Origin of the sequence: Nocardia amamiensis NBRC 102102 (assembly GCF_001612745.1) — a bacterium.
Taxonomy (GTDB): Bacteria; Actinomycetota; Actinomycetes; order Mycobacteriales; family Mycobacteriaceae; genus Nocardia; species Nocardia amamiensis.
Map to the genome: position 1 here is coordinate 13,303 of NZ_BDBA01000031.1, position 15,283 is coordinate 28,585.

13 protein-coding genes are annotated in these 15,283 nt (G+C 65.5%); 6 read left to right on the top strand and 7 right to left on the bottom strand.

The genetic code is table 11. The features are described 5' to 3' along the window. Nucleotides 1–108 precede the first annotated feature (108 nt). Together qhpG and NA4_RS08825 are read right to left on the bottom strand one after the other, a co-directional pair. Entirely contained in the window at nt 109–1,599 is a 1,491-nt protein-coding gene (qhpG, locus tag NA4_RS08820; protein WP_067466855.1) for a flavin-dependent monooxygenase QhpG, read from the bottom strand. A gap of 390 nt (nt 1,600–1,989) precedes the next feature. Beyond that, on the bottom strand, nt 1,990–3,102 hold the full coding sequence (locus NA4_RS08825) for a glycerophosphodiester phosphodiesterase family protein (RefSeq protein WP_084496918.1): 1,113 nt from the start codon (nt 3,100–3,102) through the stop codon (nt 1,990–1,992). 89 nt (nt 3,103–3,191) lie between these two features. Here NA4_RS08825 and NA4_RS08830 point away from each other — a divergent pair, with 89 nt between their 5' ends. Further along, nucleotides 3,192–3,947, top strand: coding sequence for a YwaF family protein (locus NA4_RS08830; RefSeq protein ID WP_067466858.1), 756 nt, complete (start codon nt 3,192–3,194; stop codon nt 3,945–3,947). Here NA4_RS08830 and NA4_RS08835 read toward each other — a convergent pair. Further along, nucleotides 3,878–5,101 (bottom strand): cytochrome P450 family protein, encoded by a 1,224-nt coding sequence (locus tag NA4_RS08835; protein WP_157128906.1) that lies wholly within the window; start codon nt 5,099–5,101, stop codon nt 3,878–3,880. The two genes, NA4_RS08830 and NA4_RS08835, sit on opposite strands and share 70 nt — an antisense overlap. A gap of 184 nt (nt 5,102–5,285) precedes the next feature. On the opposite strand from NA4_RS08835, the gene NA4_RS42090 reads away from it, so the two are divergent. From NA4_RS42090 to NA4_RS08850, 3 genes are read left to right on the top strand one after another with little or no spacing between them, the layout of a single operon-like run. Continuing rightward, nucleotides 5,286–5,510: a hypothetical protein gene (locus NA4_RS42090; protein WP_067466861.1), complete on the top strand. Its 225-nt coding sequence runs from the start codon at nt 5,286–5,288 to the stop codon at nt 5,508–5,510. Continuing rightward, entirely contained in the window at nt 5,498–5,776 is a 279-nt protein-coding gene (locus NA4_RS42095) for a helix-turn-helix domain-containing protein (RefSeq protein ID WP_067466864.1), read from the top strand. Before NA4_RS42090 ends, NA4_RS42095 begins: the two co-directional genes overlap by 13 nt. 41 nt (nt 5,777–5,817) lie before the next feature. Next, nucleotides 5,818–7,167, top strand: coding sequence for a family 1 glycosylhydrolase (locus NA4_RS08850; RefSeq protein WP_067467042.1), 1,350 nt, complete (start codon nt 5,818–5,820; stop codon nt 7,165–7,167). A gap of 74 nt (nt 7,168–7,241) precedes the next feature. On the opposite strand, the gene NA4_RS08855 is transcribed toward NA4_RS08850, so the two are convergent. From NA4_RS08855 to NA4_RS08865, 3 genes are all read right to left on the bottom strand, one after another. Then, nucleotides 7,242–8,165, bottom strand: coding sequence for a beta-ketoacyl-[acyl-carrier-protein] synthase family protein (locus NA4_RS08855; RefSeq protein ID WP_084496920.1), 924 nt, complete (start codon nt 8,163–8,165; stop codon nt 7,242–7,244). Beyond that, nucleotides 8,162–9,211 (bottom strand): 3-oxoacyl-ACP synthase III family protein, encoded by a 1,050-nt coding sequence (locus tag NA4_RS08860; protein ID WP_067466867.1) that lies wholly within the window; start codon nt 9,209–9,211, stop codon nt 8,162–8,164. Before NA4_RS08860 ends, NA4_RS08855 begins: the two co-directional genes overlap by 4 nt. An 85-nt stretch (nt 9,212–9,296) precedes the next feature. Then, a complete protein-coding gene (locus NA4_RS08865; protein WP_067466870.1) occupies nt 9,297–10,133 on the bottom strand; it encodes an SDR family oxidoreductase in 837 nt (278 codons plus the stop codon). A gap of 313 nt (nt 10,134–10,446) precedes the next feature. On the opposite strand from NA4_RS08865, the gene NA4_RS08870 reads away from it, so the two are divergent. After that, complete coding sequence (locus NA4_RS08870; RefSeq protein ID WP_067466873.1) at nt 10,447–11,646, top strand: lipase family protein; 1,200 nt, start codon at nt 10,447–10,449, stop codon at nt 11,644–11,646. 252 nt (nt 11,647–11,898) lie between these two features. Here the strand turns inward: NA4_RS08870 and NA4_RS08875 are convergent, their stop codons facing one another. Next, the gene (locus NA4_RS08875) at nt 11,899–13,608 is read right to left on the bottom strand and encodes a cutinase family protein (protein ID WP_067466876.1); all 1,710 of its coding nucleotides are present in this window, start codon (nt 13,606–13,608) and stop codon (nt 11,899–11,901) included. Nucleotides 13,609–13,883: 275 nt separating this feature from the next. On the opposite strand from NA4_RS08875, the gene NA4_RS08880 reads away from it, so the two are divergent. After that, nucleotides 13,884–15,239 carry an MFS transporter gene (locus tag NA4_RS08880; protein ID WP_067466879.1) on the top strand — a complete coding sequence of 452 codons (1,356 nt, stop codon included), beginning with the start codon at nt 13,884–13,886 and terminating at the stop codon, nt 15,237–15,239. Nucleotides 15,240–15,283: the final 44 nt, after the last annotated feature.

Sequence of the window (15,283 nt, forward strand, 5' to 3'; positions counted from 1 at the left end):
CCGGAAACCCGAACCACCGGCCGAGGCATCGCCCGGTGGTTCGGGGACGGATCGAGTGATCGTCACAATTGCAGGCTCCGCACAGTGATTTTCACTGGAAAGCCTGGGCTAAGCGGTGGTGACGTCCGCGCCCTTCGGTGGAATGTATGGTCGGACAATGGCCTCCATCTCCGCGGCGCTGCGGGGCTTACTGGTCAGGCCGAGTACCGGTTCGGTCGTAATTCGCACCTCGCCCATTGCGGAGTCCGCCCCGAGCGGATCGCGCCAGATATTCCACACCGGGGACATATCCAAGTGACCCATGTATTTGATGTTCACCTCGGCCGGCTCTTCGTTGAGGAGTTCGGCCTCGGTGACGATGGCGTCGGTATCGGTCCGCTCTTGTTCTCCCGACGATTCGTCCACATCGGTCAGTCCCGCGATGATCCTGGTGAACGACTCCTGCGGGGAGTCGCCCTCATGTGCCTCGGTGAGGCTGCTGGCATGCGTGAAATATTCCTCGGACCCGACGTACTGCTCGTACATTCGCGAAACCAGGATCAGGAATCGCCAGTACGCCCGCCGATAGGTGTAATCGAAAAAGCCCAGTGCCTCGGACTCGCTCATCTCGCCCCGCAAGGCGGTCGCAATGGCTGCCGATGCGGTGAGCGCCCCGTACGTCGCCAAATGCACGCCGGTGGACAACAACGGATCGAGGAAGCATGCGGCGTCACCGACAATGGCGTAGCCCGGACCGTAGAACCGATCGGCGACATAGGAGTAATCCTGCTCCGCCCGGACGCTGTCGACCTGCTGTGCTCCCTCGAGCAACTCGCTCAGATTGGCACTGCCGCGGATGACATCGAGGTAGTACGAGTCCAGCGATTCGTGCTCGCGACGCTTCTCGGCGAACTGGCGCTTGGAAATCACATAGCCGACGCTGAAGCGGCCGTCCGACAAGGGGATGTGCCAGATCCAGCCGCCTTCGGGGGTGGAAACGACGTTGATCGCGCCTTCCGGACTGTCCGGATGCAAGCGGGCGCCTGTCCAGTACGACCAGATCGCGGTGTTCCGGAAGGCCTTGTGCTGCCGCCGGATGTCGAAATGCCGCTTGGCCAACAAGCCCGCGCGTCCCGAAGCGTCGACGAGGAAATCGAACTCGGTGGTCCGGGTCTGGTCGTCATCGGGCCCGGTCCATTCGACGGCTGTCGGGCGATCGCCGTCGAACAGCACATTTGTCACGGTGGCCTGCTCGATTACCTCGGCACCCTGTTTGGCCGCGTTGCGGAGCAGGATATCGTCGAACGCCGCGCGGTCGACCTGCCATGACCAAGCGTCCGCGTCCACGAGCCTGGACCAGTCCAATAGCCAGGTATCCTTCTGCCACAGAAAAACCCCACCCCGTTTCACTTGGAAACCGTGCGCGGCAACCTCGTCATAGGCGCCGGACAGGCGTAGTGTCGACAAGCACGACGCCAGGAGGGACTCGCCGATGTGATATCGAGGAAATCTCTCCTTTTCCAGGAGGGTCACTCGAATGCCCGCTCGCGCGAGCAGAGCTGCCGTGGTCGAACCGGCTGGGCCGCCACCTATTACCAGAACATGCGGATTGTACCCCATAGCAAACTCCCTGGAACTGCTGATAACGGATAGTGCGCCCGCACCGGAAACCGGACCGACTCCGGGGGCCACGGCCGTAGGCAAACCCGGAGTGAGTGTTGCCGCTGGTTAGCTAGACCAGAACGGAACACGGTGCTCACTGTAGCAAAGGAAACCCTTCCATGCGGTATGTAACGTGAAATACGTTGCCTACCAGGCACATCACGCTGCATGGAGGTCGGAAACGGCGTTCGGGCAAGGCTACCGGGGTTTCGATGAGGTCCCCTGATCGCCCTGTTGGGTATCGGGGGCGCTATCTATCACGTTGCGCCGCAGTCTATTCCAGCAACACGAATGGTTGGGTAGTGTCGGTGTCGGCTATCGCGACGGTGGTCGCAGCGTTTTTCGAGATCAAGGGCGGTGATATGCCTGCGGCAGTTGCCGTCCGCGGTCGGCCAGCAGGCTGCGGAGCACATCGGGGCGGTTGGTGATGAGGCCGTCCACGCCCAGGTCGACAAGTGCTGTCATCGTGGCGCGGTCGTCTACCGTCCAGGGCACAACGCGCATCCCATAGCGGTGCGCAGCGCGTATGAGTTCGGCTGTGGTGAAAGGCCGATAGGCAGGGTCGGTGACGGTGCCGTTCTGGGGGGTGCCGTGCACCGGCGATACCGCCGCCGCGCCGATGGATGCCGCGGCCGCGACGAACCTTTCCTGCGGCGATCCCGGGAAATCGTCGATATCTATCCCGCCCAGCCATGGCGAGGCACCCGGCTCACCGGCCTGCAGATTCTGCTGGCCGCTGGTCAATGCGACGATCGGCAGGTCGGGCGCCACCTCCCGCATGCGCATGAGCGCACCCCAGTCGAAACTCTGTATGGTGACCTGCTGCCCCATTCCCGCCCGGTGCACCTCCGCCGCCACGATCTGCACGAACTGCTCCCGCGGCGCGGTCTGCTCCGGCGCGGCTGCCTCGACCTTGGTCTCGATGTTCAGCATCACCTGATCGGCCCGGTACACACGCACTAGATCGAACACCTCCGACAGCAACGGAATTCGCGCTCCGGGCGCGGTCCGCTGCTCGGGCTGATCGGCCAATCGCACAGAGCCGCAATCGATCGTCCGCACCTGCGCCAGCGTGAGATCCCGAATGTAGGTCGTCCCCGGCACATACGGAAACTTCGGATCGCCCGGAAAGACGGGTGCCGTATCCACGCACTTCGCCGGACTCGGATCCCGATCGTGGGTGACCACCGCATACCCGTCCGCGGTGATCTGCACGTCCAGCTCCAGCGTGCTCACACCGAGCTCCAGCGCATTCGCGAACGCGGGCAGGGTGTTCTCCACCACCAGCCCCAACCCTCCCCGATGCGCTTGGAGATCGAACCGTCCCGGACCATCCGCCGAGACCGGACCCGCTCCGGTCGTCAGAAGACCAGCCGACAGAAGCGTCACCACGGCACCCGCTGCCCATATCCGCTGCACTGTTCCATCCTGCCGCCCACCGACCGGACCCGGGTGAAGCATCGGTGAACATCGACGACGAGTGCACAACGCACGACCAGGCCGACGGCGGGACTTCGACGGGACGTGCGCACGCCTATAAGATCAGTTAGGTGGACCCGCTATCGGCGCAGCGGGAGTTCTCCGCATACGGGCCGTCACACTGGGTGGTGCTGGCGGTGTTCGCGGTCGGAGCGGCGTTGGTTGTTCGTGTTGGGCGAACACACCGTAGCCCCGATAGCGCACGCCGATTCGGGCGTGTCTCGGGCGCCGTGATATTCGCACTGTACCTGGCGATCTACCTCGCCACGATGGTGCCTCCAACGGTCGGCCGCTCGGTTCCGCTGCGACTGACCGATCTCGCGACATTGGCCGCCGCGTACGCGCTGTGGTCGCACCGGCACTGGGCGTATGCCCTGACCTACTACTGGTGCCTCACCTTGAGTACGCAGGCGCTCATATCACCCGCGCTGCACAGCCCGGACTTCCCGCACTACGAATTCCTGGCCTTCTGGGCGGTTCACCTGGTCGTGGTCTGGGCGGCGATCTACCTGACCTGGGGCATCGGCATGCACCCGGACTGGCGAAGCTACCGGATCGCCGTGACAGTCACCGTGGTGTGGACGGCGGTGACGTTTGTCTTCAACGCCATCGCCGACACCAACTACGGCTTCGTCAACGGGAAGCCCTCGACTCCCTCGCTGCTCGACGTGCTCGGCCCCTGGCCCTGGTACCTGGTTACCGTGGCCGTCCTCTTACTCGCCGTGTGGGCTTTGATGACCTGGCCTTGGAGGACTCGTCAGCCCCGCACGCTGCCGAGGTTGACCGGCACCGACAGCGGGCCGATCGTGAAGAAGGACGGCGAGTAGGGGATGTCCTTCGGCTCCATCGCGAGGGTGAGTTCCGGCAGCCGCCGGTACAGCGAGGCCAGCGCGAGCCTCCCCTCCAGGCGGGCCAGCCCGGCCCCGATGCAGTATCGCGGACCGTGGCCGAACCCGAGATGTCCGGCCCGCTGCTTGCGGGTGATGTCGAACTCGTTCGCGGTCTCGCCGTACTCGGCGGGGTCGATGCCACAGGCCTGGTAGGCCACGCCGACGGCGTTGCCCTTGGGGATGGTCACGCCCGCGACGGTGACGTCGGTCAGGGTGAACCGCCAACTGGTCATCATGACCGAATGGCGGTATCGCACGGTCTCTTCGACCACGTCGGCCCAGAGGTTGTCGGCCTTGGCCAGCGCGAGCTGATCGGGGTGCTGCGACAACGCCAGGATGGCGTAGCCGAGCAGGTGGACCGTGGTCTCATGGCCGGCGACGAGCATGATCCACAGGACGGCGACCAGCTCTTCGGAGGTGAGCTTGTCGTCCTGGTCGCGGGCCTGGACCAGACCTGTGGTGAGGTCGTCGCCGGGCTCGCGCTGCTTGCGTTCCGCCAGTTCGTACAAATACGCCATGAGCGCGTTCTGCGTCGCGAACGCCTCCTCGGGAGGAGTCGTGTGCGCCAGGAGCGTCGAGGTCCAACGCCGCAGCCGGTCCCGTTCCGGCTCCGGCACGCCGAACAGTTCGCAGATCACCGCCATCGGCAGCGCTTCGGTGAAGGTCGGTACCAGGTCGACACCGTCACCCGCGGCCACCACGTCGTCCAGCAATCGGTCGATGATCTGTTGAATCCGCGGCTCCAGCGCCTGCACCCGGCCAGGAGTGAACGCCTTGCTGATCAGGCCGCGGAGCCGCCGATGGTCGTCGCCGTCCTTGGTGGACAGGTGCTCGCCCTGGACGACGGCACGCAGGGGCCAGTCCTCCGGAATGGAACCGTCGTACAGGGCAGGCCAGTGCTTCGGTTCCCGGGCGAAGGTCTTGTTGTCCCCGGCGAGAATCTCGCGTACGGCGTCGTACGTCAAGGCGAGGTAGGCGGGCACGCCGCCGGGGAACTCCACTTCGACCACGGGCGCGATCTCCCGGAGCCGGATGCAGGTGTCGAGCAGGTCCTCGTTCGGGGCGGGGAATGCGGGCAGGCTCGTTGTCATGAGATTTCCCTTCTGCGCGTGACCCGCCAGGCCGTCGTGTGACGGGTCGTGCACGAGTATCACGGCGAGCCCGCCCAGGGGACGATCGCATCGACGAATCCTGCCGCCAACCAGAAGCCGAGCGTCACAAACCAAAAGGGCTCAACGGTGCCCAACGTTCGATCACGAATGCGCCGCCGTCGCGGTGCACCAGCGCGCCACCCGGGCCGAGCAGGTGAGCGGGCAGCCCGATCGGGGCTGGCCCACAGCATTGACCTACCCGCTGCTCGCCGCGGCGCTCAACCACATCCACACCGATCCGGCTCGGCGGTGGACAGTGCGCGACCTCGGTGCCGAGATCGGTTTGTCGAAACAGCTTTCGCGCACAAGTTCACCGCCGTGGTGGGACAGCCGCCCATGGCGTATCTGACATGGTGGCGGCTCAGCAGCGGGGCCCGGCTGCTGCGCGACACCGACGCGCCGCTCGCCGCCATTGCCACCCAGGTCGGCTACGCCTCGGAGTTCGGCTTCGCCAACGCCTTTCGTCGCGAATTCGGCGTAGCCCCGGCCGCTTCCGCCGCAACTCGCGTTCCGCCGGAAGCGAAGAACAGCAGGTTGCGGCGGTCAGTGTGGGATAAGCCGGTGAGCAGAGGAAACGAACGTGTTGCGCTGGTAGTGCATTCAGCGACATGCTGATTTCCACAATGTGGCAGGGTGTATCCAGTTACCCTGAGTCGATGCGATCCAGGTTCCATCGGTACGTCCTGGCCGCGCTCGCCGTCGCGGCGTCGACCCTACTGCTCTGCGCACATTCCCCGGCAATGCCACCGATACGGCCGGCCGCCACCCTGCCGCCGCTCGACGCGGGATTCCTCTGGGGTGTCGCGGCGTCCGGGTTCCAGTCCGAAGGCCATGCACCCGATAGCAATTGGACGCGTTACATCGCCGCGAACCCCGGGTACGACGAACTGCACGATTCGGTCGACTTCTACGACCGCTACGACTCGGACATCCGCCTGGCGGCCGACTTGGGCGTGCGGGTGTTCCGAATCGGGATCGAATGGGCCCGGCTGCAGCCCGCGCCCGGGGTCTGGGACGAGGGCGCGTTCCGTTTCTACGACGCGGTCATCGCCAGTATCGAGCGGGCCGGTATGCGGCCGATGATCACGCTGGACCATTGGGTCTACCCGGGCTGGGCCGTCGACCGCGGTGGCTGGCGCAATCCCGGCATGGTCGGCGACTGGTTGGCCAACATGCGTAGGGTCGTCGACCGCTACGCATCGCACGATCCACTGTGGGTCACCGTGAACGAGCCGGTCGCCTATATCGTGCACGAGATCCGCCGGGGTGCAGCCGATGCGGCCCAGATGGAGGAGCGGATCGCGCACGCGCACAACGCCATCTACGACTACATCCACCAGGCGCAGCCCGGCGCCCAGGTGACCAGCAACGTCGGCTATGTCGCGGGCTCGGAGGCCCAGATCAACGGCGCGGTCGTCGACCGCATCGCGGACCGTCTCGATTACGTGGGCGTCGACTACTACTTCGCCTACGATCCGGCGCAGGCGCTGCTCGATTCCATCGTGCGGGCCAGCGGGTCGGCGATGCCGAACCTGCCCGGGCCGCGCATTTGGGAGCTGCCGTTGCGAACAGAAGGCATCTACTATGCGCTGCAACACTATTCGCGCCGCTTTCCGAACAAGCCGATCTACATCGTCGAGAACGGAATGCCCACCGAGAACGGCCTTCCCCGCGCCGACGGCTACACCCGCAGCGATCATCTGCGCGATACCGTCTACTGGATCCAGCGCGCTGAGGCCGACGGCATCGACGTTATCGGCTACAACTATTGGAGTATCACCGACAACTACGAATGGGGCAGCTACACACCGCGGTTCGGCCTCTACACGGTCAACGTGCGCACTGACCCGTCGCTCACCCGGCATCCCACCGACGCGGTCGGCACCTACGCGCAGATCGTGGCCGCGGGCGGAGTCCCCGCTGACTACCGCCCCACCCGCTTCCCGGCTATCTGCTTCCTCGTCGATCCACCGGCCAGCTGCCTGAACCCTGTGGCGGGCCCGTAGCGTGTAGCCGTCCGGCCACTGATGAGCGTGCTCCGCGCCGCCGAGAGCGACTATCCGGGGTCAGTGTTCGCGCTTCACCCACACTCCACCATTGCCGGCGACGCCACCCGCGGATAATAGGCGAGACAGGCCGCCGACGCCCCGTCAGCGGCCAGGAAGATCACGGTGCGCGCAGTGTCGAGCTGGCCGGTATTCAGCGCGTTCAGGTAGGCGTGCACCGGGGCGGCGGTGTAGGGATCTCCGTTCGAGGAGTCGAAGCCGACGACCGACTGCGCCGGGATGGCGAGTGCATCCGCCAAGCGGGCACGGAACCCGAGGTCCGGTGCGGGGGCCAGCAGCACCGCGCTCCCCTCGCCGAAATCGCTGCCATCGATTCCTTCCTCGTCCAGACAGGGTTGTACGACCGCTGCGGCCAGATCGACCGGGTCGTCCGCGCCGGCACGGACGGAGATGACCGAACGCCCGTTGGCCCCGGCTTCGCCCAGCGCCACCCAGGCGATCGGCTCGTCCGAGCCGGCGGTGTGGCAGGTGTGAATCCGACCGAAACCGCCTGCGGTAGACGAGTTTCCGAGCAATAGCGCGGCACCGTCGGTGCCGTATGGGAAGTCATCGACGTGGCGCATGGTCGAAGGGTGGGCGTCGCCCGCGACGAGCAACGCGTATTCCACCGTGCCGGTGGCGAGGAAGGATTCGGCGGTCACGATGGCGTGCAGCAGGCCGGTGGCGCCCTGCATGAGGTCGAAAGAGAAAGTCGGCGCCCGCCCGGCCTCGTAGGCGAGGCCAAGGCCGATCCGCTTCTGAATGAGCGCCGCCACCGCGGGCTCGGAGATATTGCTGTCCCGGAAAACGCCCGCGTTGATGAGCATTCCGATTTCGTCGAGGCCGACGTTGGAGCGCTCCACGCAGGTGTGGGCAGCCCGGGCGGCCAGCTCGAAGTAGCTGCCGGTGTCGCGGTCGCAGTTCGTCGCGGCCGAGATGATCGTCGTTGGCATGCTCATGCCTCCAAACGGGAGATGGTCGCGGCGAGATATCCGGAGACGGTTCCCGACGCCGCCGGGATCATGAGAATCTTCGACCCGTTGGGGATTCTTTGCTGCCTCAGATGCTCGTGCAGCACCAGGAAATGCGAGGTCGAAGCGGTATTGCCGTAGTCGTGCAGCACGTTGAGAGCCTGCGGCATCGGCGTGCCGAAATGCCGTTCGGTCAGATCCGAGATGTATTCGATGGCGGGCGCGCTGAATTGATGATGGATCCAGTAGTCGTACTTCTCGCTCTCCCAGCTGCGCCCGTTCTCGGCGAGAAAATCGGCCATGCGGTCGATGGCCTGCTGGTAGCGGGCTTCGTTCTGCATGGCGCGGTTATCGGTGTACATCGCGATCCCGCTGCCACGGTCGCTGGGCATACCGATGCAGTGCTCGGCGCCCTCGGCCGCGGTCATGAGTTCGACGTAGTGGATCTCGTCGCAGTCGTCGCCGCGGTCGTCGAGCACGACCGCTACCGCGGCGTCCCCCACCGTCAACGATGCGAATTGCGGGTCGTAGGGCTGGCTGATCTCGCGCAGGGCCGTCTCGGCGATCGGCGAGATCTGCTCGCCGCTGACCACCATGCCGTTGCGCACCACACCGGCCTTGATCATGCGGTCCAGGACCATCACCCCGGTGATCATGCCAGCACAGGCGTTCGACACATCGAAATGCCGTGCCGCGTTCGCGCCGATCGCATTGCCCAGCAGCTGCGCGAAAGACGGTGCGTAACAGAAGATGTCCTTGCCGTGGGTACGCGTGATGGAGGCCGAGATGACGATGTCCAGTTCGTCGGCCGCGTAGTCGGAGTGCGCTAGACAGTCCTCGATCGCCCGCAACGCCAGCTCGAAGGACGACTCATACCCGTCCGGATCGCAGTTGTAGACCCGCCGATTCTTGATCCCGGTGATGCGCTCGATATCCAACGACCTCGGCACGGCCAGCGCGGCGATCAGATCCTCGGTGGAACGGACGGTACTCGGTGCGTACGAGCCGATCGACTCGAAACGAGTTCGAAGCATGGTCCCCTGCTTTCTGCTGCAGACGGCGACGAAGGTTGTGTGGTGCCCGGCGACAACGGTGTCGTGGACTGCGAGACTGCTGCCGCTACCCGGTCAGCCCGGCCAAGGCCGCGCTGACGTCGCACAGCTGCTGTCCGACCGCGGCATCCTGCGCCAGGCGCGACGGAGTCTTGACGCGGTTGTTCTGGAAGTAGTGGCCGCTCACCGCCGCGACTTCAGGATCGGCGGCCAGGTAGCTGAGTGCCCGGCCGCCCTCGGCGGCCGTGATCATGAACAAGCGCTTGGCGACCGCGACGAAGGGCTGCCCGAACCAAGGCATCGAGTCCCAGATTCCGGTCGCCACCGCACCCGGGTGGAACGCATTGACCGCCACCCCGGTGCCCTCCAGGCGCCGCGCCAGCGCGCGGGCGTAGAGCACATTCGCCAGCTTGGAGCGGCTGTAGGCCTTCTCTCCCGAATATCCCTGCCGGAAGCCGAGATCCGCGAAATCCATGGTGGCACCGAAATGCATGACCGACGCGGTGAACACAATGCGCGACGGGGCGCTGCGCACCATCAAATCGGTGAGCAGTTCGGTGAGCAGGAAACCCCCGAGATGATTGACCGCGAACGTGGCTTCGATGCCATCCTCGGTTTCGATTCGAGTCTTGTGGTAACCGCCGGCGTTGTTGGCCAGCACATCGAGCCGGTCATACGCGGCCAGAACCGCTTTCGCCAGCTGCCGGACCGACGACTGCGAGGCGAAATCGCACTCCAGCGTGTCGACGTCCGCTGCCCCCGCGGACCGGACCAGCTCCGCCGTATCGGCGAGTTTCTCCGGATTCCGTCCGACCAAGACAAGCCGGTTCCCGTCCGCGGCCAGTTGCTGAGCGGATTCGAGACCGATACCCGATGTTGCCCCCGTGATCAGGATTGTCTTCATAGGCGACCACCCTGCCATAGAAGTTTCCTGGCGGATTGCTGACACGAGTCGCTTGGACCAGAATTCCCGATCGCACCCGAACGCGAGGCATAGGAACATAATTGGACGGCCGCTCAGGTCGGCGAAATGCGGCGCGCATCCTCCGGGCCGGTTGCCGAGCCGCGCGGCGGCTGATTGCGCGGGCGGTTCAGCGGGCGGAGGCGCTTTTGCCTCCACGCCGGCCGCTACGAGATCCAGCCGTTCCCGATCCCACAATCCGATGACAGCGCGATGATGGAGTTGAACCGACTGACGAGCATCGGAAGGATCGACCATGGACGGTCCGAGGCGCTGTCTGGTCGCGGTCCTCGTCCTATTGGGTGCCGTCGCCGGATGCGGGAGCCCCGAAGATATGCCGCCGCAGGGCCGGGGCGAGCTTGTGTCGACCACTCCCCTGCTCGGTCTGCCCGCCGAACAGACCGCGGCGCTGTTGAGCGACGGAGGGATCAATACTCCCGTCCGTAACGGTGTCGACGCGTTTCGCGTCGAGTACGGAACGATCACCCCGCAAGGCGAACCGACCACTGCCAGCGGGTTGGTGGTGCTGCCCCGCAGCGATTCTCGTCGATTGCGGGTGGTCAGCTACGGGCACGGGACGATGGTGCTGAAGAGTGACGCACCGTCCGTCGATACCCGCAACCTGCCCGACCGGCTCCGTACGGTGATGTTCGCGGCCGCGGGCTACGCGGCGGTCGCACCGGATTACTTGGGACTGGGCATCGGCCCGGGACGGCATCCGTACACCCATGCGCCGTCCGAAGTCAGTGCCTCCGCCGACCTGTTGCACGCTGCTGCCGCACTGGCCGCGCGGCACGGTCGCGAGTTCGATCCGAACGTGCTGGTGACCGGCTTCTCCCAGGGCGGTCACGCCGCGATGGCGTTGGGCAAGGCACTCCAGGCAGGCGCGGTCCCGAGCTTCGGAGTCGCCGCATTGGCCCCGGTCAGCGGCCCATACGACCTGCGTCACGTGCAGACGCGCGCGGCGCTCGACGGGCAGGTCACCCCGGGCGCGGCGGTCCTGTTCCTGGCCTACTGGATCACATCGATGAATCGGATCCACCACCTCTACGGCAATCCCGCCGAGGTCTTCCAGCAGCCCTACGCCGACCGGGTCGATCAGCTCTTCGACGGCACCAAGAACGAGATCACCATCGTGACCTCGTTGGCGATCACCCCGCTGCGATTGCTGACCCCTCGCTTCCTGGAGTTGGCCGCAAACCCGACCGGCGCCGCCGCGAGCGCGCTCGAAGACAGCGATGGCACTTGTGACTGGACTCCGCACGTGCCCGTCCACCTCTACGCCGCCACCGGTGACCACGCCGTCCCCTACTCCAACGCCGAGCACTGCCTCCGTGCCCTGCGCAGCGACGACGTCACGCTGCACAACCTGGGCGACGTGGACCACTCCGGCACCGCCAGGGTCGCCATTCCAGAGATTCTCCGCTGGTTCCAACAGCAATTCGCGCCCAGCTGACCGGCGCCGCCGCCCCTGGGTGCGACTCGAGGTCTACAGCCCCGACTCAACCTGCGTGTGCCGGGGCCGCGCGGTGGCGTCGGTCGCCCCGCGTACCAGGCCGTGTCCGGGGCGATTCTTGATCCGACGAAGCGCACCGATGGCTTCTGTCGAGGGAATCGGGCTGCAAGAGATCCGGAGATTTGACCAACCGCAACTCGCGAGCGTCCGCCTCACTGGGACGCTCGCGAGCCGATGGATTCGGCGCGGGGGTTAACTCGATGGCCTCGAGGTGGCACTCGTGGTGGTCGGCGCCACCGGTTCGGTTGTCGTTGTAGTCGGCGCCGTGGTCGTAGTGGGCGGCGCGACCGAAGACGAAGCCGGTGAGGTTGTCACCGGAGCCACCGTCACGCTCGGCGTCTGGGACGACGGCACCGATGTCGTCGGGACCGCGCTGGTCGATGCGCCGCTGACCTCGGCCTTCGTAGGGGCAGCGCTGGTGGTCGGTGACGCGCTCGTGTTCTTGGTCGGTTGGCTCGTCGGCGCCGCCGAGGATGTCGGTGCCACCGAGGATGTCGGTGCCACCGAGGATGTCGCGACCGCCTTGTACGCCGCGGCGAGGTCGGCCGGTTCCGGCTCGGCTGTCGTGTCGACGGGCTCGCCCGCCTGCGCCCGCTGCGCCAGGTGGGTCAGCCAGGCCGCCGCGTACTCGGCGGAGGTGAGCGGCTTGCCGTTGGCGGGATCAGCGTCATGCCAGTAGTCGAAGTGGTGACCACTGTGGTTCGGGCCCAGCGTGAGCTTGTACGGGTCGCTCATGATCACGGGGATCGTGTTCTGGTTCGTCAGGATGAGGCCGATGATCTCGTTCAGCACCTTCTGCGGCAGGTAGGCCAGCGGCGACATCTCGTTGGTCGCGATCGACTCCGCCGTCGCCGGAGCCTTCGGCTGCTCGCCCGGCTTGTACGCCGGATCCGACACCCTCAGCAGGACTTGGAGAAACGTCTCGTCGCTCTGCATCCAGTTCGGCTGCGACTGAATGTCCGCGAACGCCGCGAGGGCGATACGGCTGAGAACAACAGCGACGTCCTGCCCGGTCGCCGGGGTGAGCCCGTCCTTTTCGAGTGCGTCGACATTCAACTGCCTGCCCACGTTGACCACCAACTGCAGCAGGGAAATGTTCTCCGGCGCCGAGCAGGTGAGATCGCCATCAGAGCAGAACGACGCGATCTTGCCGTTCAGCGCACCGAAGTCACCGCTGGTCCCCGGGAGCGCACCCTGACCGGGTACGGGCTTCGCGCCGTTCTGGTACTGCTGGTCGAAGCCGTCGGGATTGCCGAACGGGTCCTCTGCGCCGGGGAACGGCCCGTCCCCCGCCGATCGACCCGAGTCGGCGAGGATGACGACACCGACGACATCGGCCGGATCCACGATCCCGTATCCGCCGTCCTGGCCGGGCTCCTGATGTCCGATCTTCATCGCGACGCGCCGGACGACGTCGGCGCCCTCGCTGTATCCGACGATGGAGAATTTGGTGTCGGGGCATGCCTGCGCGATCTCGCGCATCACCTGTTCGGTATTCGCGACACCGGTGGTGACGGCGTCTTCGTAGCTGGCCATATTCGCCGGGTACGCGATGTAGACAGCAGCATACGAGCCAGGATCGACCGCGCCGGCCGGCGCGTTGACCACCGGATCGACCCACTCGCTGCTGTGGTCACCGGACAGCGCGGCGGGCAACGCGTTGCCGTTGGCGTCGACAAGCAGCTTCGTTGTCCCCGCGACCGGAGTGTCCCCGCGACCGGCCACCGAGATGGTCACCATGTCGTGGCACTCCGTGACGGATGCCTTGAGTTGCGTGTCCTCGGTGTGCGGCGTCGATGTCAGTGCCAACGAGGCGGCGACGACCGCTGCCACCCCCAACACGGCCGGCGCGACAACAGCCGAAGCGATGCGATGTCGCGCGAAGAATTCGCGGAAAGCCACGTCCTATCCCCATTCCATCATCAATCAGCAGACGGACAGGCCCCCCGACGAAGCCATGTGCCACCAAGGACGTCGTGGTTGGGCAGGCGGGCGTTACCAGGGCAGATTGTTGATCTCGACAGCACGAGCGAACAGACCTTTCTGTCCGAGGCTTGTAGTTCGCCCACCCATTGCTCGCGTACAAGTTGAATTCGAAGTCAAGTTCAAGTAACGTGCCGCGCACCGACCGTGACCAGCGTCACATCGGCTTCGTCCCGCCAACTTGGAGATTAAATATGACTCCGAACACGGATTCCGGCACACCGGATCAAAAGAAATTACGGCGCCTCATGGCCGCTGCCCTGGTGGGAAGTTCGATCGAATGGTACGACTTCTTCATCTACGGAACGGCTGCTGCCCTGGTGTTCGGCAAGCTGTTCTTTCCCAATGCGTCACCGCTGGTAGGCACGTTGCTGTCGTTCAGCACATTCTGGGCCGGCTTCATTGCCCGACCGCTGGGCGGCCTGCTGTTCGGGCACGTCGGCGACACGTACGGCCGCAAGCCGGCACTGGTCTCCTGCCTGATCCTGGTCGCGGCGGCCACCTGTGCGATCGGCATGCTGCCGACCGCGGGCTCGATCGGGGTGGCCGCGCCGATATTGCTCGTTGCCTTGCGGTTCCTTCAGGGCATCGCCGTGGGTGGCCAGTGGGGCGGGGTCACCCTGCTTCTGACCGAAACCACCAAGCCGAACCGAAGAGGCCAAGCGGGCACCTTCGGCCAGATGGGCGTGCCGTTCGGCCTGCTGCTCGGCACGGGCGCGTTCCTTCTGGTCGGCGCACTCGTCGAGAAGGCCGACTTCCTGGCCTGGGGTTGGCGCATCCCGTTCCTGGCCAGCGCCATCCTGTTCTTGGTGGTCTTGTTCATCCAACTCCGCATCGAGGACTCGCCTGAATTCCGCCGGCTCCAGAAGCGTGCCGACGATGCCTCGGACACGATCGCGCAGGCGCCGATTATCGAAGTGCTGAAGAAGCATTCGAAGAAGGTTCTGCTCGGCGCAGGCCTGCTGTTCGGAACGAACGCCGTCTTCTACATCAGCATCGCGGGTGTTCTCGACTACGGTGTCCGGGAACTCGGGCTGGGCCGAAACGGCTTGCTGGCGGTCTCCCTGTTCTCCTCCGCCGTCAGCGTGCCCGTCATCTATCTGTCCGGTTCGTGGTCCGACCGCGTGGGGCGCCGTCCCTTGATGCTCGCCGGCGCGGCGGTCATGGCACTCTGGGCATTCCCCTTCTTCTGGCTGGTGAACACCGGCTCACTCGCTGCGATTCTGATCGCGACCACGGTCGGTAGCGGCATCGGCTCCGGACTGGTGTACGGCCCGCTAGCGGCGTACCTCGGTGAACTATTCGAGCCCCGAATCCGCTATTCGGGCATAACGCTGGCCTACCAGCTGGCCGCGATCCTGGTCAGTGGTGGCACACCCTTCCTCATGGCCTCGCTGCTGGCGGCGACGGGATCGACCGCCTCGGTCTCCGCTTTCATGATGATCATGGCGCTGTGCACGCTCGGCAGCGCCTGGGTCCTACCGGAAACCGTTTCGCGCGAGCAGCCCGTGACGACCGGCGGGCATGCCTCCGCATCCGTCACATCCTGACCGATCTCGAACGAGCCGGCGATGTCCTGTGACATCGCCGGCTC

Excerpts from the sequence above, each read along its gene's own strand:
- qhpG (WP_067466855.1), bottom strand. The coding sequence starts at position 1,599 with ATGGGGTACAATCCGCATGTTCTGGTAATAGGTGGCGGCCCAGCCGGT.
- NA4_RS08825 (WP_084496918.1), bottom strand. The coding sequence starts at position 3,102 with ATGCTTCACCCGGGTCCGGTCGGTGGGCGGCAGGATGGAACAGTGCAG.
- NA4_RS08835 (WP_157128906.1), bottom strand. The coding sequence starts at position 5,101 with ATGACAACGAGCCTGCCCGCATTCCCCGCCCCGAACGAGGACCTGCTC.
- NA4_RS42095 (WP_067466864.1), top strand. The coding sequence starts at position 5,498 with ATGGCGTATCTGACATGGTGGCGGCTCAGCAGCGGGGCCCGGCTGCTG.
- NA4_RS08850 (WP_067467042.1), top strand. The coding sequence starts at position 5,818 with ATGCGATCCAGGTTCCATCGGTACGTCCTGGCCGCGCTCGCCGTCGCG.
- NA4_RS08855 (WP_084496920.1), bottom strand. The coding sequence starts at position 8,165 with ATGAGCATGCCAACGACGATCATCTCGGCCGCGACGAACTGCGACCGC.
- NA4_RS08860 (WP_067466867.1), bottom strand. The coding sequence starts at position 9,211 with ATGCTTCGAACTCGTTTCGAGTCGATCGGCTCGTACGCACCGAGTACC.
- NA4_RS08865 (WP_067466870.1), bottom strand. The coding sequence starts at position 10,133 with ATGAAGACAATCCTGATCACGGGGGCAACATCGGGTATCGGTCTCGAA.
- NA4_RS08870 (WP_067466873.1), top strand. The coding sequence starts at position 10,447 with ATGGACGGTCCGAGGCGCTGTCTGGTCGCGGTCCTCGTCCTATTGGGT.
- NA4_RS08880 (WP_067466879.1), top strand. The coding sequence starts at position 13,884 with ATGACTCCGAACACGGATTCCGGCACACCGGATCAAAAGAAATTACGG.